Below are 22144 nucleotides of genomic sequence, written 5' to 3' on the forward strand. Positions count from 1 at the left end.
GTTATTCCTCAGACTGCAATAAAGGCGGAATCTGCAGGCTTGAAGCCCGCTGCGTAATGAATGGTCGGGCCAGCCGCACGAATGCGCTCTCTCAAACGCGTCGGCCAAAGACGGCCATCCTGTTCGGCGACATCAACCAGATTGACATCGACCACACGGTTTGCGGAAAAGTCGCGCTTGCCAACCTCTTCCAGCGAAGCAACCGCTTCGGCGTGGCGGGCAACAAAGGCCGCCTGCAGGTCTTCCGTCCATGTGCCATTGGCATCAAGCCACACGGCAATGCCATCGCCCAGCCGGTTCGCAGTCAGAACCTTGTCAGCCATTTTCATACTCCTTCTTGCGATCCGCGACCCGGCCAGACAGGGCCAGAGCCTCGGATCTCTCAAAATTCGCGCCAGCAACCGCTTCCCCGATGATAACCATGACAGGACCTGTCAGTTCATCCCGGAATTCGAGGTCGGGCAAATCGTTCAACGTGCCGTGCAACAGGCGTTTATCGCTTCGGCTTGCATTTTCAATAACCGCCACAGTGGTTTCCGCAGCCAGCCCCGCATTCATCAGACGGGTTGCCACAGAGGCGGCAACTGTACGCCCCATGTAAACGGCAACTGTTGCGCCTGACACAGCAAGGCTTGCCCAGTCCGGCAGGATATCGCCGGTCAGATCATGGCCGGTAGTGAAGATCAGCGAAGAGGCAACGCCACGCAGTGTCAGCGGCAGTTCGAAATCGGCAGCGGCAGCAAAGGCAGAGGTGATGCCCGGAACGATCTGGTAGGAAATACCGGCTTCACGCAGTGCCGCCATTTCTTCAGCCGCACGGCCATAAACCAGGGGGTCGCCGGATTTCAGGCGCACGACACGTTTGCCTTCCAGTCCCAACTGCACCAACAACTTGTTGATCTCGTCCTGCGACTTGCTGTGGCAGCCCTTGCGCTTGCCAACCGACAGACGTTCGGCATCACGCCGGCCCATATCGACAACAGCCTGCGGAACAAGCGCGTCATAAACGATCACATCGGCTTCCATCAGCACGCGCTGGGCACGCAGCGTCAAAAGGTCTTCGGCACCTGGACCAGCACCCACCAACCAGACATACCCCTTGTTGTTGCCAGCCGTGTTCAGCAGCCTGTTGGCCTCGGAGCGTGCCGAAGCGCCATCATTGACAGCAACCGCGTCGGCAACAGCACCGGAAAAGAACTGGCGCCAGAAGCTGCGACGCAAAGCACCCTTCGGCACCAGCTTTTCAGCCGCGTCACGATATTCGACGGCCAAACGCGCCAGGGCACCAAGCGATGGCGACAGCATCTGGTCAATGCGGGCACGGATCATTTGCGCCAGAACCGGGCCTGCACCCTCCGTGCCGATGGCAATGGCCACCGGTGCACGCGACACCAGTGCCGGTGTGAAGAAATCGCAATAATCAGGCTGGTCGACAGCATTGGCGGGAATGCGGGCTGCACGGGCAGCATCGACGATGGCGCGGTCCTGCGCACCATCACCGGTGGCGGCAAAAACCAACGATGCGCCAGCAAGCACATCAGGGACAAAAGCCTGCGCCACATGCTGCACACCACGGCCTTCATGCTCACGCAGAAAACCGGCATAGTCTGCTTCCGGCTGATCGGCATAGGCGATGATACCGGCATTGGTGTTCAACAGGAGGCGGACCTTGGCAAAAGCCTCATCGCCATTGCCAAACACGGCAACGCACTTGCCCTCCACCTTGAAGAAGGCGGGAAAGGTCGAAAGCCGGTCACTGGCATATGGGGAGGCACTGTCCTGATACATGTTTCAAAGTATCGCTGATCCTGCCAAATACTTGAAGAAACAGAAATTCCGCCTAACCCATTAGCTGGATTTTTCTTTTCTGCGATTGCTGGCTTTTGAGGATAACTAACCAACCCTCACCAAAACATCCGCCTAAAAAGCCCTAAATCCATCGAAAAACCGATGTTTTTGCTTCACATTTTTGGCAAAACTCGAATATGGTCGGGGACAAATTTCGAGGAATGAAACCGTGAAAACCACAACGATTGCGTCCCGCCTTCTCGATGTTATCGAGCATGACATATTACCGCTGACGACAAAAGGTGTCGCGACCGGAAACAAGGTTTTTGGCGCCGCCATCCTGCGAAAATCCGACCTGTCGCTGGTGATTGCCGAGACCAATAACGAGCTTGAAAACCCGCTGTGGCACGGTGAGGTTCATACTTTGAAACGCTTCTACGAGATGGGCGAAAAGCTCAACACCAAGGATCTGATTTTCCTGTCTACCCACGAGCCCTGCACCATGTGTATGTCGGCCATCACCTGGGCGGGATTTGATAATTTCTACTCCTTCTTCAGCCATGAGGATTCACGCGATGCCTTCGCCATTCCGCATGACCTGAAGATCCTGAAGGAGGTTTTTGGCCTGGAACCGGGCGGATATCGCCGCAACAATGCGTTCTGGAATTCCTATTTCATTGCCGACCTTGTGGACAGCGAGGCAGAACCGACCCGTGCGCAACTGAAAGCGCAGACAGATCGCATCAAGGCGATTTACAACAGCCTTTCCGACACTTACCAATCCTCCAAAACCGACAACGACATTCCCCTTAACTGACCCCGTAACGGACATAGCCGAAAGCAGCAGCATGGAAGCCTCGAAGGACATCTCCCGCCTCATCGAGATCATGGAGGCGTTACGCCAGCCGGACACCGGCTGCCCGTGGGATATCGTGCAAACCTTCGAAACGATCAAACCCTACACGATCGAAGAAGCCTATGAGGTCGCAGACGCAATAGAACGCAAGGACACGGATGATCTTTGCGAAGAACTCGGTGACCTTCTGCTACAGGTGGTATTCCATTCCCGCATTGCCGAGGAAATGGGTGAGTTTTCCTTTGGTGACGTGGTTCATGCCGTTACCTCGAAAATGATCCGCCGGCACCCGCATGTCTTTGCCGTGTCCGATGCGGACACGCCTGAAACGGTAAAACTGCAATGGGATACCATCAAGGCTGCCGAAAAACGCGAGCGTGCGGAACGCCGCGCCAAACGTGGTATCACCGAGGATTTCAAGGCCGGTTTCCTTGGCAATGTCCACCGCAGCCAGCCGGCATTGACCGAAGCACTGAAACTGCAGGAACAGGCCGCACGGGTCGGTTTCGACTGGTCCCAACCTGAACCAATCCTCGACAAGATCGAGGAGGAAGTGGCAGAACTGCGCGAGGCGCTGGCGTCTGGCAAACCGGAAAAAGTGGCTGACGAACTCGGTGATCTGATTTTTGCACTGGTCAATATCGGACGCCATGTCAGCGCGGATCCTGAGACGGCACTGAGAGGAACGAACACAAAGTTCCGTCGCCGTTTCAATCACATAGAACAAAGCCTTGAATCAAATAATGAGCGCCTTGAAGACGCGGGCCTTGAGCGCATGGAAGCGCTGTGGCAGGCTGCCAAGGCTATTGAGCGGCAACTGGACTGATTGAGTGTTTCTATCGCTATGGCCCGGTGACGGACCATAGGTGCCATATCAGGAGATTGCTGTGCGTACGGCGTCAGCCGATCCAGCCTCAACCGGCTCAAGGTCTTGCGAACGGAACACCGTCAGGCGATTACGCCCGGCACCCTTGGCGGCATAAAGGGCGATATCGGCCTTTTTCAACAGCAGCTTGGCAAAGTTTACCTTTTCCTCGCACACGGCAACGCCCATGCTGAGAGTGGCCGATATTTCCTTGTCTTCAGCTGTGTGAACGATGGCGCTGACGCAGGTGCGTATCCTCTCGGCCAGGATGGCCGGATTGTCCTTGCCGGAAGCACGCAGGAAAATGACAAATTCCTCGCCGCCGAACCGGGCAATCACATCATTGGGGCGCAGCATGGCCGACAGTTCCTGCGCCACCCGCGCCAATACCTCGTCGCCAGCCAAGTGGCCATGCGTGTCGTTGATCTTCTTGAAGTGATCAATATCTGCCATGACGATGGCGTCACCCACCCGCAGCGTTTCCGGCAGGCTTTCAAAAAACGAACGACGATTGGAAATGCCGGTCAGCGCATCAATGTTGGCAAGGCGCAACAAGTCTGCCTCGGCCCGTTCCTTGACCAACGCCATCACAAAAACCGCAATGGCGAAGTGGCAGACAATCGACAGGAAAAACGCGTTGGTCGGCGCAATGATCGCAACCGTTGGAAACTGATACCCGACAATGGCCATGATCCGCAGCATGGCGGAGGTGGCAAGCGCAAGGCTCAGCACCACCCGCACTGGCAATTTCTCCAGCATGCGGTCGCGGTACACGCAAAATGCGGCAATCAACAACAACATCGCGGCCAGTGCATTAAAAAGGCTCGCCCGCAATTCGGCGACCATATACCAAGCGGCACCAACCAGAAAACCTGTACCTATGATGGGAACCAGCATGACCAGCCACTGCCGGTTGCTTTTGCGTTGGCTGCTGACGCGGCACACGCCCACGACGAACACTGCATAACCAATCGCACCCGCCATAAACGCCACCACCGACCACAAGTAGATCTGCTCGGGCGTCTTGCGGCCAAAGATCACAAAGGTTGAAGCAAGGGCGCTGAGGAAAAAACCGATCGACAGAAGACCGAGACCAATATTGCCAGACGAGCGTGAGCGCACGTAAAGGAAACACAGCGCACCGACAAAAAACGACATCTGGTGCAGCAGCAGGACGGTTTGCGTATCAAGAGGTTCAGTCATTCAAAAACTCATCGGTACAGTATGCCTATTATCAGAAAGGCCCTCCCAAACCACAACCGATAAAACCTCGTTGCGCAAAAAAGTAAAAAAATAGAAAAAACAACCGGGATTTGACAATATCAGCCACACACCCTGGAGGCGAAAATATACCCCAAAGCGGTTCTGATATATCAAAATTGAGCGCTAACTGTTTGTTTTAAGATAAAACTACTTGCATAGCGATCACGCCACCTGTCGCAGACACTTCATTAAGCCTGTTTGCAAGTTTATCATGTGAATGTGTGTTGGAAGCGGTGATTACCGCTCCCAGTCCTCAGGCTCGCTTATCGCTACCTTGCCAAGCTTGCGTTCCAGCTGCGCAGTCTGCGCTTCCGACATGCGCACATCAAGCGCGACGGAACCATCTTCACGGTCCTCACGCTCATCGACAATTGCATTGTCATAAACCCACGACAGCAGATGTAGCTTGTCGACCGGCAGGATGACCGTCGTTTCGGTCAACACGCCCGACAGACGCACCGAAATCTCGTCCATCAGGGCATTAACGCCCTCACCCGTCACAGCCGATACGGCCTTGATGTTGTCACGCCCTTGCACGCGCTGCATGATGGCGTCATGGGCCTCGGTTTCCAGCCTGTCGACCTTGTTCCACACCTCGACAACCCGTTCGGACATTTCCTTCTCATCGATCCCGAGATCAGCGAGAATACGCAGCACGTCAGCCGACTGCGCGGCATTGTCGGGGTCCGACATGTCCCGCACATGCAGGATGAGATCGGCTTCCAGCACCTCTTCCAGCGTTGCGCGGAACGCCGCGACAAGGTGGGTTGGCAGGTCGGAAATGAACCCAACCGTATCGGACAGAATGACGGTGCGGCCATGCGGCAGCTTCATTCGACGCAGCGTCGGGTCAAGTGTGGCAAACAGCATGTCCTCGGCCAGTACGCCGGCACCGGTAATACGATTGAACAGCGTCGACTTGCCGGCATTGGTATAGCCCACCAGCGCGACGATCGGATGCGGCACCTTGCGGCGTTTTGAACGGTGCAGCTGGCGCGTACGCACAACCTGTTCCAGCTCACGTTCCAGCTTGACGATACGGTCCTGCAACAGACGACGGTCGGCTTCGATCTGGGTTTCACCCGGACCACCCATGAAACCCGCACCACCGCGCTGACGCTCCAAGTGGGTCCAGCTGCGGACCAGACGGCCCTTCTGGTAGTTCAGATGGGCAAGATCAACCTGTAGCGTACCTTCCTTGGTGGATGCACGACGTCCGAAGATTTCTAGAATGAGGCCGGTGCGGTCAATGACCTTGGCATTCCAGTGTTTTTCAAGATTGCGCTGCTGCACGGGTGTCAGAGGATGGTCGACGATGACCAGGCCGGCATCATGCTCATTCAGCAGGTGGTTGATTTCCTCAATCTTGCCAGTGCCAAACAGTGTGGCCGGGCGCGGCTGGTTCACTGAGACGACCAGACCGGCAACAACTTCAAGATCAATGGCGAGCGCCAGACCTTTTGCCTCTTCCAGCTTCGCATCGCTGGAGCGTACTGGAGCCACGATTATCGAAGGGTCTTTTGACTCACGTCCCGGCTTGAGAACCGGCACCAGCACCACCGCGCGCATATCGTCCCGATGCTTTTCCAGTTCGGGAATAATGGATTCACTTGATGTGTCGCGTGTCGAAATGGTCTTATATCCTGACTAGAAAACGCCTAAAGGGCAAACGGGAAATACGCCTAAACGTTCCCTTGCCCTTTTGGATCGCTATGTTTTTAACGCTCTAACCGCGAGGTCAGCCTATATTTAGGCAGCACCCTCTTCGGTTTCAAACATCTGCATCGGCTGACCGGGCATGATGGTCGAAATCGCGTGCTTGTAAACAAGCTGCGAATGGCCATCACGACGAAGAAGAACGCAGAAATTGTCAAACGACGTGACAACACCCGTCAGCTTCACACCATTGATAAGGAAAATCGTCAGCGAAATCTTTTGTTTGCGAACGGTATTAAGGAAGAGATCTTGCAAATTCTGAGAACGTTCCGCCATGGCGCCGCTTCTTTCTTTCTTGCCGGCAAAAACACCGGAAAATAATCAATCAATAACCGCTGGTTGAGTGGGTTCACCCCCTCATAACCCTCGTCCGCGACTCTGGTACCAAATCGCGCAATTTTGCGCAATGTCGAAAGCGTACGGAATGGTTCGCCAGCAACATATGATGCACCAATTCCGCAAAGAAAAACCAGCCTAAAAATACTGTATCGACACCCGGAACAATTGTTCCACATCACGCACCGCATCTGCGGCGGCAAATAGCACAACCCGATCCCTGGCCTTGATTTTCATCGAGCCATCTGGACGCAGCACCTTGCCTTCACGGTAGATGGCGCCAATACGGATGCCGTCTGGCAAATCGAGGTCACGCAGCATCTGCCCAACCAATGGTGACGTTTCCAGTGCTTCGGCCTCAATCACCTCGCCAGAGCCCTTCTGCACCGAATAGACCGAGCGAATGCGCCCCTTGCGCACATGCTGCAACACACGCGAAATGGTCACGGCACGCGGATTGATGAAGGCATCAATGCCAAGTGATTTCGTCACATCATGGAAAGACGTGCTGTTCAACAAAACGAGGTTTGACTTGCAGCCAAGCTGCTTTGCCATGACCGCACCAAGAATATTCGTCTGGTCATTGTTGGTCAGCGTCACGATCAGGTCTGCATCCTGAATATCGGCCTGCAGCAATATCTTCTGGTCGACCACAGAACCATTGAGAACAATGGTCTTGGACAACAGGTCAGACGCTGTGACTGCTTTTTCACGATCAAATTCGATGATCTTGACCCTGGTATTGGGCTGCAATTCTTCGATCTTGCTGGCCACGTAATGGCCGATATTGCCGGCACCGGCGATGATGATGCGCCGCGCCTCCTGCTCGTCATGGCCAAACAGGCCAAGCGTGCGGCGCGCATGCTGGCGCTGACAGATCACATAGGCCAAGTCACCGGTGCGCAACTGATCCGAAGAGCGTGGCACGATCAGCAGACCGTTACGGTAGATGCCGGTCACAGTGGCAATCAGATCCGGAAACAGGCTGCTCAGCTGGTGCAGAGGCGTGTTGATGACCGGGCAGTCTTCCATGCATTCAATTGCCAGCATGGAAATATTGTCGTCGGCAAAACGCACAACGTCATTGGCGCCGGGAAAGGCGATGCGCCGCAGCACCATTTTTCCGACCTCAACCTCCGGCGAAATCGTCACGTCGATCGACATGTTTTCGCGGCTGAACAGGTCGGCATATTCCGGCTGCAGATAGCTCTGGTCACGGATACGGGCAATCTTGGTCGGCACGCTGAACAGTGCATGCGCGACCTCACAGGCAACGATGTTGATTTCGTCGTGCAACGTCACGGCAATGATCATGTCGGCCTGATCCGCACCGGCCTTGGCCAGCATGTCAGGATGCGCGCCATGCCCGACGTAACCACGCACGTCGAGCGTCTCGGTAATGGCAGTAATCAGTGCGGCGGATGTATCAATGACGGAGACTTCATTGTCTTCCCGCGACAGCTGCTCGGCAATGCCGTAGCCCACCTGCCCCGCACCACAAATGATGACCTTCATGATACCTCTTCACCCGCCGAATCGACACGCAGATCGCATGCCTTCCCGATGCTTATACGCCGAGTGATTTCAATTTGCGATGCAGTGCGGAACGCTCCATTCCGACAAATTCTGCCGTGCGGGAAATATTGCCACCGAACCGGTTGATCTGCGCCACCAGATAATCCCGCTCGAACATTTCACGCGCTTCACGCAGTGGCAGGGTCATGATGTGCTGATCACCCTGCGCGGAAATCTTCGGCAGCATGTCACCAATATCGGACGGCAGCATGTCGGCAGTAATCGTCGGATCACCACCTTCAGGACGCGCCAGGATCATCAACCGCTCGATATTGTTGCGCAGCTGGCGAATATTGCCGGGCCAGTCATGGCTCTGCAGCACGGCCATCGCATCATCGCCAATCTTGCGTGAGCGAATACCGGCCTGCTCGGAAATCTGGCGAATGAACATGTCGACCAGATAAGGAATATCCTCTCGGCGTTCCGACAAGGCAGGTACCTTGACCGGCACCACCGCCAGACGGTGATAGAGATCTTCGCGGAAACGCCCTTCGGCAATCAGGCTTTCAAGATTATAGGCTGTCGACGAGATGATGCGGATATCCACCTTCACCCGCTTGCCGCCACCCACACGTTCAAACTGCTGATCGATCAGCACGCGCAGGATCTTGTTCTGCGTTTCGCGTGGCATTTCCCCGACCTCATCAAGGTAGAGAATACCGCGATGCGCCTCTTCCATCGCACCGATCTTGCGTGGCTGTCCCGGCTGACCTTCGGTACCGAACAGCGCAATTTCCATGCGGTCCGGCGTAATCGTCGCGGCATTCAGCGCCACGAACGGGCCGGAAGCACGACTGGACTTCTTGTGGATCATGCGCGCCACAAGTTCCTTGCCGGAGCCGGAGGGCCCAAGGATCATGATACGGCTATTGGTCGGAGCTGTACGATCAATGGTCTGGCGCAGTTGCGATACAGCAAGCGATGCACCGATCAGTTCCGCCGCATCACCGGTGCGCTTTTTCAGTTCCTGCACTTCACGCTTCAGCTTGGAGTTTTCCAGCGCACGTTCAGCAATCAGAATAAGGCGGTCGGTCTTGAACGGCTTTTCAATGAAGTCAAACGCACCGCGCTTGATGGCGTTGACGGCCGTTTCGATATTACCGTGACCGGAAATCATCACCACTGGCAGGTCCGGGTGGCGGCTCTTGATTTCATCCAGCAATGCCAGACCGTCAAGACGGCTGCCCTGCATCCAAATATCCAGAAACACCAGCCGCGGCACTCGTTCCGAAATCGCTGCAAGCGCGCTGTCGGCGTCATGCGCCATACGTGTTTCATGCCCTTCATCGGACAGAATACCCGCAACAATCTCGCGAATGTCAGCTTCGTCATCCACGACCAGAATATCAGACGCCATAGGCCACTTCCTTGTCACTTGCTGCTTCGGTCGCATCAAGATGCGGCAGAATCACTCTAATCATGGCACCATGGCCATGGTCGAAATCGGCGGGTGCATCATGCAGTTCGATCTGCCCGCCATGCTCTTCTATAATCTTTTTGACGATTGCCAGACCAAGGCCGGTGCCCTTGTCCCGCATTGTCATATAGGGCTCCAGAATGCGGTGCCGGTTTTCAGCCGGCAGGCCACGGCCATTGTCGATGACGTCAACCACGAAGTGATCCGTATCGAACTGGCTGCGCACCAGAACACGGCCTTCACGACGCTCGCCGCCATCCGCGTCGATGGCATCGATTGCCTCAACAGCATTCTTTATCAGATTGCCAAAAGCCTGCCCCAGCATACGTGCATCAAACAACCCGTTCTGGGCATCTTCACCCAGTTCTGTGCTGATCTTCACGTGGCTTGCGCCAATTTCCCGCAGGAATGCCGCATCCTTCAGAATATCGCGTAGATCGGACTTTTCCTTAGTCGGCTTCGGCATGCGCGCGAACGCCGAGAACTCGTCGACCATGCGGCCGATATCGCCCACCTGGCGCACGATCGTGTCGGTACACTGGTCAAACACCTGCCGATCCTCCTCGGCTATCTGCTTGCCGAAGCGGCGCTTGATACGCTCGGCTGACAGCTGGATCGGCGTCAGCGGGTTCTTGATTTCATGGGCAATACGGCGCGCCACATCCGACCAAGCGGTAGAGCGCTGCGCAATCACCAGATCGGTAATGTCATCAAGCGTAATGACATAGGCGTCACGGGCCGCTTCGCGCGTTACCTTTACGTTGAGTGCCCGCTCCTTGCCACGCCGCATGATGTTGATCTGCTTGTGGAACTCACCACGCGACCAGACGGCAGCCTCAGTCACCACCTGATCGATCTCAGGCGCTGCATCACCCAGCTTCACGCCCATCAGCTTGTCGGATGGCATGGCGAGGAAATCCTCGGCCGATGGATTGGCAATGGTGATCTGCCGGTCTTCATCCACACCGATAACCGCCGCTGTCACACCTGACAGCACGGCCTCGATAAAGCGCCGGCGCGCATCGATATCGTCCTTGGCTTCGAGAATTTCGCGCTGTTGGGTGCGGATCTCCGAAATCATCTTGTTGAAGGTGCGCGACAACCTGCCAACGTCACCGTCAACGGCGCGCACCGGCACCAGCACATTCATGTTGCCGGTTGCCACACTGTCGGCCGCACCAATCAACAGGCGGATCGGCCGCACGATACGGTCGGCCACCGCAATGGCGGTCCAGATGGCGGCCAGAAGGACGATCAGCGCAAAACCGAGATAGAGAATGGCAAAGGCCACCTGCAACGAGGCACGGCCCGCCTCCATGGCTTTGTATTCATCGCGGTTTTCATCCATCAACCGCATGGCGACCATGACCTTGGGGTCAACCGCACGCACGGTATAAAGGAACGTGCCACCAATGCTGTCGAGCTTGATGATGGCGCCAACCAGGTTGGTAATGCCAGGCGGAATAAGGGTCGGTTGACCGGCAGCGGCCTTTTCCAGCGCGTCCTGCGGAATGGCTGGCAGCGGTTTTTCCGTTTCGATATTGGCTTGGACAATGGCATCGCCATCTTCACGCACCAAAAACGCGCCAAGCAGGCCACGGCCCTTCGCCTGCCGTGTTAGCAGGTCCACAAAACCGGTACGGTCGAGATAGAAAAGAGCGCGGTTGCGCTCGAGGTCATTGGCCATGGAAAGCGTCTGCCCCTGAACATAGGAGGCATTTTCCATCATATAGGCCTGCGCCACATTGCTGGACGATTCCACGATCGACTGGGTTCTGATCGAGAACCAGCGATCAAGACCGGCATTGAGCGTGATACTGGCGAAAATCGCCACAAGAACAGCCGGTGTAATCGCCACAATCGAAAACAGCACAACGATGCGGATATGAAGGCGCGCAGCAGCGCGTCCCACCCGGCGGGCTTTCAGCAGCCGGCTGACTTCACGGCCGATCAGATACATCAGGCCAAGCACGAACAACCCGTTGATGACACCAAGGCCGATCACAACGTTGGATGTTGGCGAAATGGGGGTCAGGCCAACGAGAATAAACAGGGAGAAGATGGCGCACGAAAGCGCAGCGCCAGCCAGCAAAAGACCGGGCAACGCAAAGGATATGCGCCGGTCTTTCACACTTGCATCACTCACGTCACTGTCCGCAGCGTAGTCGGCGGCAGGTGTTCGCATTCAATTCTCCTGATTGCAGCCACTTGTCCAATGGCAGCCTGACAGCGGAATCACTCTGATGAAATTGTCCCGCGTGTTTTTCAAGCAACACAATGTGGCGAAAATGCAACGAGAATTTCGCGTCTGTCAATATCTCAGGTCGTACGCGAGCTACGATACACCGAGACACCCAGCTCACGGATTTTCTTGCGCAACGTGTTGCGGTTGAGACCGAGAAGATCGGCTGCCTTAATCTGGTTGCCCCGCGTGGCCGTTAAAGCCGCGAGAATAAGCGGATATTCCATCTCGCGCAGGACACGGTCATAGAGGCCGGCAGGCGGCAAATCGTCGCCAAAACCGGAGAAATACTCGCGCATATTTTCTTCCACGGCCTGCGAGATTGTCAGCGTACCGGTGCGGACGTTCATCTTGTCCATCGGACGTTCAGGCACATCGGAATTCAATTCCGAATCGATGATCTCCTTGGTGATGACTTCCTGCGGATAAAGAGCCATCAAACGACGAATAAGGTTTTCCAGCTCGCGCACGTTGCCAGGCCAGGCATAGGCCTTCATCAGTTCCAGCGCTTCGGTTTCGAATCGCTTGCCTTCAAGTCCTTCCTTTTCACCCTGCTGGATGAAGTGGCGAACCAGATCGGCAATGTCTTCTGCACGGTCACGCAGCGGCGGCAGGCGCAGAGGCACCACGTTGAGGCGGTAATAAAGGTCTTCACGGAACAGGCCCTGATTGATGGACTGTTTCAGATCCTTGTTGGTGGCAGCAACAATGCGGACATCGGTGCGGATCGGTGTACGACCGCCAACGGTGGTGTATTCGCCCTGCTGCAGCACGCGCAACAGTCGGGTCTGTGCATCCATCGGCATATCGCCAATTTCATCGAGGAACAGTGTACCGCCTTCGGCCTGTTCAAAACGGCCGGTGGAGCGGTTCTGTGCGCCGGTAAAGGCACCCTTTTCATGGCCGAACAGTTCGGATTCAATCAGGTCACGCGGAATGGCCGCCATGTTGATCGCCACAAAAGGACCGTTGCGACGCTTGCCATAATCATGCAGCGCCCGTGCCACCAGTTCCTTACCAGTACCGGATTCGCCGGTGATCATCAGCGTCAGGTCGGTCTGCATCAGACGCGCCAGCACGCGGTAGATTTCCTGCATGGCAGCGGAGCGGCCAACCAGCGGCATGCCGTCCTGCATGTCATCATCCAGCTTGGCAGGCTTGCGCTTCGGTTCTGCCAAGGCGCGACCAATGATGGCAATCAGCTCCGTCAGGTCGAATGGCTTTGGCAGATAATCATAGGCACCCTTTTCCGACGCCTTGATGGCCGTCATGAAGGTGTTCTGCGCACTCATGACGAGCACGGGCAGTTCGGGACGAGCCTTCTTGATGCGTGGCAGCAGGTCAAATGCGTTTTCGTCAGGCATTATCACGTCGGTGATAACCAGGTCCCCCTCACCTGCAGAAATCCAGCGCCACAATGTGGCGGCATTGGAAGTAATACGCACGTCATAACCGGCTCGGCTGAGAGCCTGATTAAGCACAGTGCGGATGGCCGCGTCATCGTCGGCCACAAGGATCGTCGCTGTCATGGGGTATTTCCTGTCGGGTTCGGAATTGTACGCTCTTCCTGCGCTATTTCCGGTGAAACGGGCATGAGAACACGGAATGTCGTGCGATGGTTCTGGCTGTCGCATTCGATAATGCCGCCATGGGCACCAATCAGCTTGGCCACCAGCGCCAGACCGAGGCCGGAGCCATTGGTCTTGGTGGTAATGAACGGATCAAAAAGATAGGGCAGAAGGTCCGACGGAACGCCGGGACCGTTATCCACCACACAAAACTCAAGCGGCAGCGAAATACGCTCACGCGTTCCGGCAACCGAAAGCCGGATGCCCGGACGGTAAGCTGTGGTCAGAACGATTTCGCCATCCTGCTGGTTGCCAATCGCCTCGGAGGCGTTCTTGACCAGATTGAGGAAAATCTGCACGAGCTGGTCGCGGTTGGCATAAACCGGCGGCAAGGACGGATCGTAATTTTCGCTGATCTTGATGTTGCGGGCAAAGCCCGCCTTGGCAACCGCCTTCACGTGATCCAGCACCGAGTGGATGTTGACGGGAACGCGGTCCACGGGACGCTCGTCGGAAAACACTTCCATACGGTCAACCAGCGACACGATACGGTCGGTCTCGTCACAGATCAGGCGTGTCAGCGCACGGTCATCATCGGCAACCGATGTCTCGAGAAGCTGTGCTGCACCACGAATGCCCGAAAGCGGGTTCTTGATTTCGTGGGCCAGCATCGAGGCAAGGCCGGACACCGAACGGGCAGCGGCACGATGGGTCAGTTGACGGTCGATCTTGTCGGCCATCGAACGTTCCTGAAACACCACAACCACCGAGCCGGGTTCGCTGACAACCGGTGCCACGTAAAGGTCAACCAGCTTTTCCTGGCCAAGCCGCGGCGAGCTCAGGTCCACGCGGTATTCATTGACCGGCGCGCGACGTTCGCGCACCTGCTCGATCAGCGCCAGCAGCGGACTGCCGAACGGAATGAAGGTCGAGATTCGGTACCGTGCCAGATGGGCGGCACTGGCGCCAAAAAACGCTTCCGCTTCCCAGTTGGCAAAGGCGATGAATCCTTCGGCATCAACCAGAACCACCGGATTTTGCACCGCGTTGAGAACAGCCATGGCAAGCGCATTGCTGGCTGCCGGATCATGTGTCGGAACAGTCATGCTGCCTTCCTTGCAGCAAACAATGCTGCGCCTTCTTCCAGAGCAGCACGCACCATCTGCGTGACCTGCGCTGCATTTTTCGATGTCATGATCGTTGCCTTGTCCTGTCCCGCCATGTGCGGCGCGAACCTTTCCAGATACCAGCCAAGGTGTTTGCGCGCGTGGCGCAAGCCTGCCTCAAGCCCATAAAACTCAAGCATCATTTCATAATGTTCAACGGCGAGGGCTGCGATATCCTGTCGCGCAGGGCCGTCATGTCCGGCAAGCACGGCTGGCAACCACGGCTGGCCCTGTGCGCCACGTCCCGCCATCACCGCATCGGCACCCGAGCGGCGCAAAATTTCCTTGGCATCTTCAACCGTCTCAACATCGCCATTGGCAATCAACGGTACGGAAATGGCATCACGAACGGCGCGAATGGCATCCCAGTCGGCCCGTCCCTCGTAAAACTGCATGCGGGTGCGGCCATGAATGGTAATCAGCTGCACGCCCGCATCCTGTGCACGCCGTGCGATCTCTGGCGCATTGAGGGAGTTCTCATCCCAGCCAAGACGCATCTTCAATGTTACTGGAACCTTGACGGCATTGACTGTCGCCTCGATCAGCGTCAGCGCATGGTCAGGGTCACGCATCAGCGCAGAGCCGGAATAACCGCCCGTCACCTTCTTGGCTGGACAGCCCATATTGATGTCGACGATATCTGCGCCATTGGCTTCAACGATCTTGGCAGCCTCGGCCATCCAGTGCGCCTCACGTCCGGCCAGCTGCACCATGTGCGGCGTCATGCCTGCGTTTCTCAGCCGCGCCCAGGATTCACCACGGTTGGCCACCAGCTCGCGGCTTGCCACCATTTCCGTTACCACCAGCCCGGCACCGAAACGCCAGGCGATCTGCCGGAACGGCAGATCAGTTACCCCCGACATAGGCGCAAGGACAGCCCGGTTACGAACGGTTACGGAGCCGATATTAAAAGGCGCTGACAACTCCGGGATGGGCAATTGATGATCTTTCGTGCAGAATTATGCTTTGCATTATTTTTAGACATATATTGCGCAGTTGCCAAGCACTTTCACACGGCAATGTGCTGCTTTTATAAAGATCAGGGATTGCAGAGGCGTGATGACGACGTGCGTGATCTTAAAAACCGGGCAAATGATCGATTTACTCTCAAGCCTTTGACCAAGCAACGCCAAGGCTGCAAAAGCCTTTTGTTGTTTGGGACTCTGGACCGCTCAAGTCAACTCCTTTACGAGCAGACAGCATCTTGGATCAATTGATGAGAGAAGTGAGACAGACAGCATGAAAACCGGCGTCATTATTGTTGCCGCTGGCCGTGGCGAACGGGCAGGCTCCCCGCAGGATGGACCGAAACAATACCGGTTGATTGGAGGAAAGCCCGTCATTGAGCACACGCTTGAGGTTTTCTTGGCCTGGGCAAAATCCCCTGCCATCACCGTGGTCATTCATCCAGACGACAAGGACCTGATTGCCCCCGTGCTGCAACGCCTCGATGCAGACGACCGCATTCGCACCGTGCTTGGTGGCGCAACCCGCCAGCAATCCGTCCTCGCTGGCCTGAAAGCCATGGCGCCGGATGACCTTAGCCACGTCATGATCCATGACGCCGTGCGCCCCTTCATCGATCACGATCTTCTGGACCGCGTGGCCAACACGCTGTCGCAAGGTGCGCAGAGCGCCCTGCCCGTGCTTGCTGTCACCGATACGCTGAAGCGTGGCTCGGCCGCCGGTTACAGCGAAGAGACCGTACCGCGCGCTGGCCTTTACGCCGCCCAGACACCACAGGCTTTTGCTTATCAGGCAATTACACAAGCCCACGAACAGGCCGCCTCTTCCGGACGGGATGACTTTACCGATGACGCCTCGATTGCCGAATGGGCGGGGCTGCCGGTCAAGCTCGTCGAAGGGCTGGTCGACAATGTAAAACTGACTTTGAAACGGGATATCACCATGGCCGATGAAAAACTCACCCAGGCACTGCCGGATGTACGCACAGGTAACGGCTATGATGTTCATCAGCTTGAGCCAGGTGATGGCGTGACGCTGTGTGGCGTGTTCATTCCCCACGACCAGAAGCTCATGGGACACTCGGATGCTGACGTTGCCCTGCACGCGCTGACGGATGCCCTGCTGGCCACCTGCGGCGCCGGTGACATTGGCGACCACTTCCCGCCATCCGATCCTCAGTGGAAGGGTGCCGCATCGCGCATCTTTCTGGAACATGCTGCAAACGTCGTGCGCGGCAATGGCGGCACCATCATGAATGCCGATGTGTCGCTGATTGCCGAAGAACCAAAGATCGGCCCGCACCGTCAGGCCATGCGCGAAATGTTGTCGGAAATTCTCGGCATTACGCTCGACCGTTGCTCGGTCAAAGCCACCACCAATGAAAAGATCGGCTTTGTCGGCCGCAAGGAAGGCATTGCCGCCATCGCCACTGCGACCGTGGTCTATCAAGGCCGCCAGGCATGAGCATCTTCCCGGACGATATCGCAGCACTGGCGCAAAAGATGATCTCGCACGGCACGGCCCGTGGCGAGATGGTCTCGACGGCGGAAAGCTGCACCGGCGGCCTGATTGCCGGTGCACTGACCGAAATCGCCGGTTCATCCGCTGTGGTCGACCGGGGATTTGTCACCTACACCAACGAGGCCAAGGCCGACATGCTGGGCGTACAAGACAAAACGCTTGAAACATTCGGCGCGGTGTCGAAAGAGACCGCATTGCAGATGGTCCAGGGTGCGCTGCTGCGCTCAAGGGCCAGCCACGCCGTGGCGGTCACCGGCATTGCCGGTCCGGGCGGCGGTTCTGACACCAAGCCGGTTGGCCTTGTGCATCTGGCGGCGATGAGCCGCAACGGCGCGATCCTGCACCGCGAAATGCGCTACGGCGACATTGGTCGTGATCAGGTGCGTCTCGCCACCGTCACAACGGCACTGGAAATGCTGCTGGACGTGTCTGGAGCAAAATAATCAGGTGCCGTAAATCTTGTCGGCCCGCGCCTCGAAGGCTTCGGCAAACATCCGGAAGGCCCGGTCAAACATCGTGCCCATGACGGCACTTAAAATGCGGCTTTTGAATTCGTAATCGATGAAGAAGTGAACCGAGCAACCGCCATCGTCCATTGGCTCGAAGCGCCAGCGATTGTCGAGATATTTAAATGGGCCATCGAGATATTTCACATCAATGGCCAGATCATTGCCATTCAGCAGAACCTGTGTGGTGAAGGTTTCGCGGATCGCCTTGTAACCAACCGTCATATCCGCAATCAGCAGCGCCTTGCCGTCCCGTTCCTTGCGGGAACGCACGGTCAGGCCTTCGCACAGAGGCAGAAATTCGGGGTATCGCTCAACGTCGGCAACCAAAGCATACATGCGTTCTGGGGAATGCTTGACGGGGCGACTGGTTTCAAACTGCGGCATAGTCCGCAGTTAATCTGCGAGCATCAGAATATCAAGAAGCCTTTGCATGTCGCGGCGTGATTTCACCTGAAAGATCGGCACATCGGGGCCGTATCGTTCAAAATTGCGCAAGAAAGCCGGCGCGTATTTCTTCTCGAAGTTCCAGATATATTCCAGGAACTCCCGGTCCGGCAAAGGTTCCGGGCAGCCATCCGCCATAGCAGGCCGGACTGTGCCATAATAACGTGCCACGCGGCGGGCAATGCCGGTCAGGCACACAAAGCGCGACATGCGCACCCAGATGACGATGTCGGTGCGTGGCAAACGAATGTCAAAGGTCGATGGATTGCTGCCATCCATCACCCAGCGATCCCGCGCAATCAGCTCTTCGAGCAATGCGTGCTGCTCAACCCTGTCCCGCTGCTGCCAACCGGGTAACCACCTGATGTCACGATCGATCGACTGATATTCCAGCCCGAATTTTGCGGCCAGCTTGAGAGAAAGCGTTGTTTTTCCGCCACCTGAGCAGCCAACCACCATGATGCGGGATGCCTGTCGAATGAGACTTGCCGCTTTTTGCGCTTCATCAATTTTCTGCATCATACCCCTCACCTCAATGCAGCTTCCCGAAATTGACTATTGCAACCATGCCTACAGGATTGCTATTGATTTGCCACAATGAGTACATCTTTTGGGTGCAAACGAGGCAAGCCTCCCAACTTGTTTCTGTATCGGACATCCGAAGAATACTTGCCTTAACAACAATTCAGGTTTGACCTGCCGAGTGAGCCGATGGACGATTTTTCAAATATCATCAACCTTCTTGAATCCGCAAAGCAACTGGCATCGATGAATGGCATGCCTGTTTTGGCCTATCTTATCGATGTTGCCAAATGTGAAGCGCGCGAGAACAAGCCGACACTTCGCAAGCGCAAGCGTGGCGAGTCCACCGCGAAAGAAGAAACCACAGCATGACGCAAAAGGCTGCCGCCTGTGATGTGGCAGCCGACTGACAAGCGGAAATGCACCCCATAAAAAAAGCGCCCTTGAGGCGCTTTTTTATTGTCCTGATCAGGCCGTTGTCCCGATTATTCGGCAGCAACGAGAAGCTTCTTCTCACGTGCGGCACGCAGACGCGCAAAGTCATCACCGGCATGGTGCGAAGAACGGGTCAGTGGGCTGGACGACACCATCAGGAAGCCCTTGGTGTAAGCCACAGTCTCGTAAGACTTGAACTCTTCCGGCGTGACGAACTTCTCGACCTTATGGTGCTTGCGGGTAGGCTGCAGATACTGGCCAATGGTAATGAAATCCACATCGGCAGAACGCAGGTCGTCCATAAGCTGCAGCACTTCGTTACGCTCTTCGCCAAGGCCAACCATGATGCCGGACTTGGTGAACATGGTCGGATCCAGTTCCTTCACGCGCTGCAACAGACGTACCGAATGGAAATAACGCGCACCCGGACGAACCGTCAAGTAATTGCCCGGTACGGTTTCCATATTGTGGTTGAACACGTCAGGCTTGGCCGCAACAACACGCTCCAGCGCGCCAGGCTTCTTCAGGAAGTCTGGTGTCAGGATTTCGATGGTTGTGCCAGGCGATGCCGCACGAATGGCCCAGATCACCTTTTCAAAGTGTTCAGCGCCACCATCAGCCAGATCGTCACGGTCCACGGAGGTGATAACGACGTGAGACAGACCCATCTGCTTGACGGCCTTGCCGATGTTCTCAGGTTCGTTTTGATCAAGTGGATTCGGCTTGCCGGTCGACACGTTACAGAAAGCACAGGCACGGGTGCAGATTTCACCCATGATCATGAATGTCGCGTGTTTCTTGCTCCAGCACTCGCCAATGTTGGGACAGCCTGCTTCTTCGCACACGGTCACCAGCTTGTGGGAACGAACCAGTTCGCGGGTTTCCTGATACCCTTTCGAGGTCGGCGCCTTGACGCGAATCCACTCAGGTTTGCGCGCAACCTCGGTATCTGGCTTGTGAGCCTTTTCCGGGTGGCGAACACGCTTTTCTTCCTGCGAAGTCCTGTCGAGAATGGTGACCATGAAAACCTGCTTTCACCGAGTTTTACGGCTCATTAGAACAATTCCAGAAAAACTGTAAGCGGATTTTCTGGAAGGGCCTAAAATAATGGGTCTCAGGACATGTCGATTTGCAACAACCTGTCCTGTCTTGATTTACCGCCGGACGATTTTGGCAACAAACAGCAACAGGCTGGCACCAAGAAACGCGGTGATGAAATAGCCCAGACGGCTATCCTGCACGAAAACATCGAACTGGCGCAGCACGGCAACAGCCACAACAGAACCGACGATACCCAGAATAATATTCATGAAAATGCCGAAGCGAATATCCATCAGCTTGCCTGCGAGCCATCCGCCCAGACCACCAATGATAATTGCACCAATCCAGCCAACACTTTCCATGATCTACTCCGTTAAAGTTCCGCTCCCCAAAAGGATTTACTCCAGATAGGGAGCGGCAGATTTCAATCAAGCATTCAGAACGCGACCATAGGCGTCCAGCACGCTTTCCTTCATCATTTCCGACAGGGTCGGATGTGGGAAGATCGTGTGCATCAGTTCTTCTTCTGTGGTTTCAAGGTTCATCGCCACCACGAAGCCCTGGATCAGTTCGGTCACTTCTGCACCAACCATGTGCGCGCCGATCAGCTCACCGGTCTTCTTGTCGAAGATGGTCTTGATCATGCCCTGGTCTTCACCCAGCGCGATTGCCTTGCCGTTGGCAGCGAAGGAGTAACGGCCCACGCGGATTTCGCGGCCCTGTTCTTTCGCCTTTGCTTCCGTCAGACCGACCGAAGCGACCTGCGGGTTGCAGTATGTGCAGCCTGGGATCTTGCTCTTGTCCATCGGGTGAACATTCGGCAGACCGGCAATCTTTTCAATGCAGATCACGCCTTCATGCTCGGCCTTGTGGGCGAGCATTGGAGGACCGGCAACGTCGCCAATCGCGTAGAGGCCCGGCACGTTGGTCTTGCCGTAACCATCAATGACCACGCAACCGCGATCCGTCTTGACGCCTAGTGCTTCCAGACCAAGGTTTTCGATGTTGCCCTGCACGCCAACAGCCGAGATCAGTCGATCCGCCGTGATCTGCTGAACCTTGCCATCCTTGGTTTCAACATGCGCCGTAATCGAGTTTGTACCCTTTTCGACCTTGGAAACCTTGGCTTCGGTGATGATCTTCAGGCCGCGCTTTTCAAGCTGCTTGCGGGCGAAAGCGGAGATTTCCGCATCTTCGACAGGCATGACATTGGCCATCAGTTCGACAACGGTCACGTCAACGCCCATGGAGCGGTAGAAGGACGCAAATTCGATGCCGATAGCGCCGGAGCCCATCACGACAATCGACTTCGGCATGAAGTCAGGCTTCATCGCTTCGAAATAAGTCCAGATCAGCTTGCCATCCGGCTCGATGCCTGGCAGCGCACGCGGACGTGCACCTGTGGCAACGATGATGTGCTTGGCTGTGTAGGTGCCCTCACCCAGAACGCCCTTTGGAACAGGGTTTTGTGGCTGAACGGCAGGCTTTGCCGTCTTGCCGACAACGATCTCATTTGGCTTGGTCAGCTTTGCCTCGCCCCAGATCACGTCGATCTTGTTCTTCTTCATCAGGTAGGCAACGCCACCGTTGAGACGAGCGGAAACGCCACGCGAACGTGCAACAACTTCCTTCACGTCGGCGGTGATGGTGCCGTCCAGCTTCAGACCGTAATTCTTGGCGTGATTGGCATTATCAAGCACTTCGGCAGAGCGCAGCAGTGCCTTGGTTGGAATGCAGCCCCAGTTAAGGCAGATGCCCCCCAGATGCTCGCGCTCGACAATGGCCGTCTTCAAACCAAGCTGGGCAGCACGAATGGCAGTGACATAACCGCCGGGACCGGAACCGATAATGATGACGTCATAGGCGTTCGACATTTAGGCTATCACTCCTTGTTTCATTTTTGAGGTGGCGCGA

21 protein-coding genes are annotated in these 22144 nt (G+C 56.1%); 5 read left to right on the plus strand and 16 right to left on the minus strand.

Annotated elements, in window-relative coordinates; genetic code table 11:
- Window positions 1-8 precede the first annotated feature (8 nt).
- The gene (locus ACZ5FM_RS09210) at window positions 9-323 is read right to left on the minus strand and encodes a DUF2849 domain-containing protein (RefSeq protein ID WP_250981700.1); all 315 of its coding nucleotides are present in this window, start codon (window positions 321-323) and stop codon (window positions 9-11) included.
- A complete protein-coding gene (gene cysG, locus ACZ5FM_RS09215) occupies window positions 316-1788 on the minus strand; it encodes a siroheme synthase CysG (protein WP_464038516.1) in 1473 nt (490 codons plus the stop codon). Before cysG ends, ACZ5FM_RS09210 begins: the two co-directional genes overlap by 8 nt.
- A gap of 229 nt (window positions 1789-2017) precedes the next feature.
- On the opposite strand from cysG, the gene ACZ5FM_RS09220 reads away from it, so the two are divergent.
- Together ACZ5FM_RS09220 and mazG are read left to right on the plus strand one after the other, a co-directional pair.
- On the plus strand, window positions 2018-2605 hold the full coding sequence (locus tag ACZ5FM_RS09220; protein WP_464038517.1) for a deaminase: 588 nt from the start codon (window positions 2018-2020) through the stop codon (window positions 2603-2605).
- Window positions 2606-2636: 31 nt separating this feature from the next.
- Entirely contained in the window at window positions 2637-3470 is an 834-nt protein-coding gene (mazG, locus tag ACZ5FM_RS09225; protein ID WP_464038518.1) for a nucleoside triphosphate pyrophosphohydrolase, read from the plus strand.
- A gap of 48 nt (window positions 3471-3518) precedes the next feature.
- Here the strand turns inward: mazG and ACZ5FM_RS09230 are convergent, their stop codons facing one another.
- The 9 genes from ACZ5FM_RS09230 to dusB all read right to left on the minus strand — a co-directional run bounded on the left by ACZ5FM_RS09230 (window position 3519) and on the right by dusB (window position 15715).
- Window positions 3519-4712 (minus strand): GGDEF domain-containing protein, encoded by a 1194-nt coding sequence (locus tag ACZ5FM_RS09230; RefSeq protein WP_464038519.1) that lies wholly within the window; start codon window positions 4710-4712, stop codon window positions 3519-3521.
- Window positions 4713-5009: 297 nt separating this feature from the next.
- On the minus strand, window positions 5010-6341 hold the full coding sequence (gene hflX / locus ACZ5FM_RS09235) for a GTPase HflX (RefSeq protein WP_464038520.1): 1332 nt from the start codon (window positions 6339-6341) through the stop codon (window positions 5010-5012).
- Between the two features lie 180 nt (window positions 6342-6521).
- Complete coding sequence (hfq, locus tag ACZ5FM_RS09240) at window positions 6522-6764, minus strand: RNA chaperone Hfq (RefSeq protein WP_027673217.1); 243 nt, start codon at window positions 6762-6764, stop codon at window positions 6522-6524.
- Between the two features lie 198 nt (window positions 6765-6962).
- Window positions 6963-8339, minus strand: coding sequence for a Trk system potassium transporter TrkA (gene trkA, locus ACZ5FM_RS09245; RefSeq protein WP_259146016.1), 1377 nt, complete (start codon window positions 8337-8339; stop codon window positions 6963-6965).
- A 52-nt stretch (window positions 8340-8391) separates the two neighbouring features.
- Window positions 8392-9756: a nitrogen assimilation response regulator NtrX gene (gene ntrX / locus ACZ5FM_RS09250; protein WP_192488735.1), complete on the minus strand. Its 1365-nt coding sequence runs from the start codon at window positions 9754-9756 to the stop codon at window positions 8392-8394.
- Window positions 9746-12001 carry a sensor histidine kinase NtrY-like gene (locus ACZ5FM_RS09255; protein ID WP_464038521.1) on the minus strand — a complete coding sequence of 752 codons (2256 nt, stop codon included), beginning with the start codon at window positions 11999-12001 and terminating at the stop codon, window positions 9746-9748. Before ACZ5FM_RS09255 ends, ntrX begins: the two co-directional genes overlap by 11 nt.
- A 134-nt stretch (window positions 12002-12135) precedes the next feature.
- On the minus strand, window positions 12136-13587 hold the full coding sequence (gene ntrC, locus ACZ5FM_RS09260) for a nitrogen regulation protein NR(I) (RefSeq protein ID WP_250981708.1): 1452 nt from the start codon (window positions 13585-13587) through the stop codon (window positions 12136-12138).
- Window positions 13584-14732: a two-component system sensor histidine kinase NtrB gene (locus ACZ5FM_RS09265; protein ID WP_192488732.1), complete on the minus strand. Its 1149-nt coding sequence runs from the start codon at window positions 14730-14732 to the stop codon at window positions 13584-13586. Before ACZ5FM_RS09265 ends, ntrC begins: the two co-directional genes overlap by 4 nt.
- Complete coding sequence (dusB, locus tag ACZ5FM_RS09270) at window positions 14729-15715, minus strand: tRNA dihydrouridine synthase DusB (protein WP_312945989.1); 987 nt, start codon at window positions 15713-15715, stop codon at window positions 14729-14731. Before dusB ends, ACZ5FM_RS09265 begins: the two co-directional genes overlap by 4 nt.
- Window positions 15716-16031: 316 nt before the next feature.
- On the opposite strand from dusB, the gene ACZ5FM_RS09275 reads away from it, so the two are divergent.
- Both ACZ5FM_RS09275 and ACZ5FM_RS09280 read left to right on the plus strand, forming a co-directional pair.
- The gene (locus tag ACZ5FM_RS09275; protein ID WP_464038522.1) at window positions 16032-17222 is read left to right on the plus strand and encodes a bifunctional 2-C-methyl-D-erythritol 4-phosphate cytidylyltransferase/2-C-methyl-D-erythritol 2,4-cyclodiphosphate synthase; all 1191 of its coding nucleotides are present in this window, start codon (window positions 16032-16034) and stop codon (window positions 17220-17222) included.
- The gene (locus tag ACZ5FM_RS09280) at window positions 17219-17722 is read left to right on the plus strand and encodes a CinA family protein (protein ID WP_464038523.1); all 504 of its coding nucleotides are present in this window, start codon (window positions 17219-17221) and stop codon (window positions 17720-17722) included. The genes ACZ5FM_RS09275 and ACZ5FM_RS09280 overlap by 4 nt, the downstream gene beginning before the upstream one ends.
- Here the strand turns inward: ACZ5FM_RS09280 and ACZ5FM_RS09285 are convergent, their stop codons facing one another.
- Together ACZ5FM_RS09285 and ACZ5FM_RS09290 are read right to left on the minus strand one after the other, a co-directional pair.
- Complete coding sequence (locus ACZ5FM_RS09285; protein WP_250981711.1) at window positions 17723-18172, minus strand: type II toxin-antitoxin system RatA family toxin; 450 nt, start codon at window positions 18170-18172, stop codon at window positions 17723-17725.
- Between the two features lie 9 nt (window positions 18173-18181).
- A complete protein-coding gene (locus tag ACZ5FM_RS09290) occupies window positions 18182-18751 on the minus strand; it encodes a P-loop NTPase family protein (protein WP_464040449.1) in 570 nt (189 codons plus the stop codon).
- A 192-nt stretch (window positions 18752-18943) separates the two neighbouring features.
- Between ACZ5FM_RS09290 and ACZ5FM_RS09295 the strand changes: the two genes are divergently transcribed.
- Window positions 18944-19126 (plus strand): hypothetical protein, encoded by a 183-nt coding sequence (locus ACZ5FM_RS09295; RefSeq protein ID WP_192488726.1) that lies wholly within the window; start codon window positions 18944-18946, stop codon window positions 19124-19126.
- 113 nt (window positions 19127-19239) lie between these two features.
- Here ACZ5FM_RS09295 and lipA read toward each other — a convergent pair whose 3' ends face one another.
- From lipA to lpdA, 3 genes are all read right to left on the minus strand, one after another.
- Complete coding sequence (lipA, locus tag ACZ5FM_RS09300) at window positions 19240-20211, minus strand: lipoyl synthase (protein ID WP_259146011.1); 972 nt, start codon at window positions 20209-20211, stop codon at window positions 19240-19242.
- A 132-nt stretch (window positions 20212-20343) separates the two neighbouring features.
- Complete coding sequence (locus tag ACZ5FM_RS09305) at window positions 20344-20592, minus strand: GlsB/YeaQ/YmgE family stress response membrane protein (RefSeq protein ID WP_259146009.1); 249 nt, start codon at window positions 20590-20592, stop codon at window positions 20344-20346.
- Between the two features lie 66 nt (window positions 20593-20658).
- Window positions 20659-22104, minus strand: coding sequence for a dihydrolipoyl dehydrogenase (lpdA, locus tag ACZ5FM_RS09310; protein WP_464038524.1), 1446 nt, complete (start codon window positions 22102-22104; stop codon window positions 20659-20661).
- Between the last annotated feature and the right edge of the window lie 40 nt (window positions 22105-22144).

It is taken from the genome of Agrobacterium sp. 5Ca50 (assembly GCF_055381905.1).

What these genes read in the sequence shown, in the direction of transcription:
- lpdA (WP_464038524.1), bottom strand. Translation starts at nt 22,104, where the DNA reads ATGTCGAACGCCTATGACGTCATCATTATCGGTTCCGGTCCCGGCGGT.
- ACZ5FM_RS09210 (WP_250981700.1), bottom strand. Translation starts at nt 323, where the DNA reads ATGGCTGACAAGGTTCTGACTGCGAACCGGCTGGGCGATGGCATTGCC.
- ntrC (WP_250981708.1), bottom strand. Translation starts at nt 13,587, where the DNA reads ATGACAGCGACGATCCTTGTGGCCGACGATGACGCGGCCATCCGCACT.
- ACZ5FM_RS09280 (WP_464038523.1), top strand. Translation starts at nt 17,219, where the DNA reads ATGAGCATCTTCCCGGACGATATCGCAGCACTGGCGCAAAAGATGATC.
- ACZ5FM_RS09275 (WP_464038522.1), top strand. Translation starts at nt 16,032, where the DNA reads ATGAAAACCGGCGTCATTATTGTTGCCGCTGGCCGTGGCGAACGGGCA.
- ACZ5FM_RS09305 (WP_259146009.1), bottom strand. Translation starts at nt 20,592, where the DNA reads ATGGAAAGTGTTGGCTGGATTGGTGCAATTATCATTGGTGGTCTGGGC.
- mazG (WP_464038518.1), top strand. Translation starts at nt 2,637, where the DNA reads ATGGAAGCCTCGAAGGACATCTCCCGCCTCATCGAGATCATGGAGGCG.
- ACZ5FM_RS09290 (WP_464040449.1), bottom strand. Translation starts at nt 18,751, where the DNA reads ATGCAGAAAATTGATGAAGCGCAAAAAGCGGCAAGTCTCATTCGACAG.
- ACZ5FM_RS09295 (WP_192488726.1), top strand. Translation starts at nt 18,944, where the DNA reads ATGGACGATTTTTCAAATATCATCAACCTTCTTGAATCCGCAAAGCAA.
- hfq (WP_027673217.1), bottom strand. Translation starts at nt 6,764, where the DNA reads ATGGCGGAACGTTCTCAGAATTTGCAAGATCTCTTCCTTAATACCGTT.
- ACZ5FM_RS09265 (WP_192488732.1), bottom strand. Translation starts at nt 14,732, where the DNA reads ATGACTGTTCCGACACATGATCCGGCAGCCAGCAATGCGCTTGCCATG.
- trkA (WP_259146016.1), bottom strand. Translation starts at nt 8,339, where the DNA reads ATGAAGGTCATCATTTGTGGTGCGGGGCAGGTGGGCTACGGCATTGCC.
- lipA (WP_259146011.1), bottom strand. Translation starts at nt 20,211, where the DNA reads ATGGTCACCATTCTCGACAGGACTTCGCAGGAAGAAAAGCGTGTTCGC.
- ACZ5FM_RS09230 (WP_464038519.1), bottom strand. Translation starts at nt 4,712, where the DNA reads ATGACTGAACCTCTTGATACGCAAACCGTCCTGCTGCTGCACCAGATG.
- hflX (WP_464038520.1), bottom strand. Translation starts at nt 6,341, where the DNA reads ATGCGCGCGGTGGTGCTGGTGCCGGTTCTCAAGCCGGGACGTGAGTCA.
- ACZ5FM_RS09285 (WP_250981711.1), bottom strand. Translation starts at nt 18,172, where the DNA reads ATGCCGCAGTTTGAAACCAGTCGCCCCGTCAAGCATTCCCCAGAACGC.
- ACZ5FM_RS09255 (WP_464038521.1), bottom strand. Translation starts at nt 12,001, where the DNA reads ATGCGAACACCTGCCGCCGACTACGCTGCGGACAGTGACGTGAGTGAT.
- ntrX (WP_192488735.1), bottom strand. Translation starts at nt 9,756, where the DNA reads ATGGCGTCTGATATTCTGGTCGTGGATGACGAAGCTGACATTCGCGAG.
- cysG (WP_464038516.1), bottom strand. Translation starts at nt 1,788, where the DNA reads ATGTATCAGGACAGTGCCTCCCCATATGCCAGTGACCGGCTTTCGACC.